The organism is Moorena sp. (genome assembly GCF_982860115.1).
Genome location: NZ_CEYLVT010000435.1, coordinates 1 through 2,514 on the forward strand (window position 1 = coordinate 1; position 2,514 = coordinate 2,514).

General features: G+C 43.5%; 2 protein-coding genes. One reads left to right on the plus strand and one right to left on the minus strand.

Going from position 1 to position 2,514, the window contains the following annotated elements; all coding sequences use genetic code 11:
• Positions 1–330: 330 nt before the first annotated feature.
• Positions 331–1,392 (minus strand): hypothetical protein, encoded by a 1,062-nt coding sequence (locus AC4II3_RS32440; RefSeq protein ID WP_488017190.1) that lies wholly within the window; start codon positions 1,390–1,392, stop codon positions 331–333.
• A 416-nt stretch (positions 1,393–1,808) separates the two neighbouring features.
• Between AC4II3_RS32440 and AC4II3_RS32445 the strand changes: the two genes are divergently transcribed.
• Complete coding sequence (locus AC4II3_RS32445) at positions 1,809–2,459, plus strand: helix-turn-helix transcriptional regulator (protein ID WP_488017192.1); 651 nt, start codon at positions 1,809–1,811, stop codon at positions 2,457–2,459.
• The last annotated feature ends 55 nt before the right edge of the window (positions 2,460–2,514 follow it).

Consider the following 2,514-nt stretch of genomic DNA (forward strand, 5'->3'; position numbering starts at 1 on the left):
CTGGCATCTTGCGTAGAACTGGCATCTTGCGTAGAACTGGCATCTTGCCAGTTTCCTCCTTATTTCCGCGCGGGCAGGATGCCCACTCTACTGCTATCCATTACTTGAGTGACCCAACCTCAGAATCCTGGGGTGGGCAGTGCTTAGCAAAGCCCTTTGCAAGCTTCATTATGTGTCTGATCCACTGCCCACCGTCATAGTTAATTGCTAGCCCGAAAAATGAAACGGGCAAGATGCCCGTTCCACGAATATGCAGATTCCAGCAACTTGACGGTTCCACAACGATGCCTGTTCCACCAAACTATTAAAATGATATTTTCAAGCAGCTTGTCACCCGGTCAGTCTTGAGTCAGGGCCATTCCACCTAAATTCCAGTTTTGATATGGCCTTTGCCATGGCTAGATTCAAAAATTGGTCTACTGATGTATACAGCCATGACACAGAGGAATTGCTCTGATCACCGATTTTCTGAAATCCTATGGCCATTGACAGCTCTTGATAACTGGGATGGATGGTCATGGCGTATAAATCCCAAAGGTTGGGAAAATCAGCTTTCATACCCACTAGGGTTTGCTGCACATCCTCCAGGAATCGACAGACATTCTGGTGAGTTATATAAGGAGTATCAATCATCCAACTCCTGACTAAGACCGAAGTACAATCCGGATTTCCCGGGGTAGCCATTTTTAGGGGGTCGATAGTGGAGGTGGAACTCAAATAGAGGCTATTGCTAGCAGGAAGAAAGAATTTTTCCTCACACTCACTGGCGGTGGGATAGAGCATATAGAATCCAACGGGAGCAGAGGTATCACAGCGACGTAGCACTCGCATACTACTCGGGTATTGATGTGCCCAGCTCCGTAGCAGCTTGGTAATTTTGAAGGGGATATAATTGGTTGTATTACTCATCCAGTTGTAGTTGCGAGCCAAGAAATTCGCCACGATCACAGCATCAGTGCGGGGGTTAAAGCCATCAACTTGGAACTGTATGGCCTCAGGTAATGGGTTAGATGATGTTAAATGGGCAACAGGGCGAATTTTGATACAAATCGTATTGCCATCAAAGAGTTTATCAATTAATCCGAGATCCACTAGGATATCAATCATCATCCCAGCAGCGCGATCGCTTCCTCGGTCTTTGTTAGCATAGAACAGTTCTGCCGCTTCTCGATTAGTACAGGGCACAAACCCTTTCGGTATGGTCAATTGGGTCAGGGGTTTTCTTAAGCGACCACTCAATTCCTGTTGCTTGAGGAGTAGATAAGCCCACAATCGCACGAAATACTCTGCCCGACAGCGAGTTAAACCGACCCGTCGTGGGGTGATCAGTTTATATATATAGTTGTCTTGTAACTCATCCGGAAACCACTCATCGATAAATGCTGGATTCATTGCTCATGGATCGTGTAATAGAGTGACAAAATTGTGGCAAGGTAGTTTCATGACTTGGCTTAGCTAGCCCATTCACAATTTCTACACATTGCCGTAATCTAATGGTATTTATTGAGATAGATATATATAGAGCAACACCCCTAAACAGTAGAATTTCGGATTTTTACTGCACAAAACTAAAAAACCAATAACTGTAGAAAAACTTCACCTTCCTTCCGGTCCCTTCACCCGGCTACCCTTGATTGCAAACAAATGCAACGAACTTCGGAAATCTGTAGCTTGCTCATTGTAGCTACAGGAGTTCGCCTATAAAAATGACTGTATAAGTAAGCCATGACGAGTTACTCAATTCAGCCATCTCTGTATAGAGTTCTTGGGTAATTCGCATGGGTTATGGGTATTGAAGGAGATTCAACATGTATAGCTTACAGTCCCAGATTAACCAGCACGTTAAACGTTTCGATCGCGTAGCGTGGCCTTCGGCCAATCAGCTCAGTCATTCAGAAAATAAGTCTCAGGTTGCTAGTTTACAATCGAAAAACTCTCAATTTCTTCTACAAGCTATTCTTGAAGGGTTTGTTGACGGTGTCTTGATTCTGACGTCTCAAGGAAAGTGGGTTCATGCTAATGAACGTGGGATTAGCATTTGTCGTCAACTTTGTCAAGATAAGTCACAGATGAGTTCTATCCCTGAGTCAATTTGGCGAGTGTGCGAAGCGTTAATTGATAGTCGCGATTGGTTTTCTGGGCAAAAAATGATTCTTGAGTCGGAAATTAAAACCGATAATTCAGTAACCTTTCGAGTTAGGGTCAGATGGTTAGCCTTGGATAATCAACCACAGCCCTATCTGTTAGTCACTTTAGAAAATCGCCATATTTCTAGCTACAATGCTGCTATTACTGATGCTAAAAAATATGGATTAACTAACCGAGAAGCTGAAGTTTGGTTGCTTAAGAAAGATAAACTGTCTTACAAAGAAATTGCCGCTCGGCTTTATATTACTACCAATACCGTTAAGAAGCATATGAAAAATATTTATGCTAAACAACAGTTATTAAGTAGCTAATCGGGAGTAGGGAGTAGGGAGTAGGGAGTAGGGAGTAGGGAGTAGGGAGTAGGGA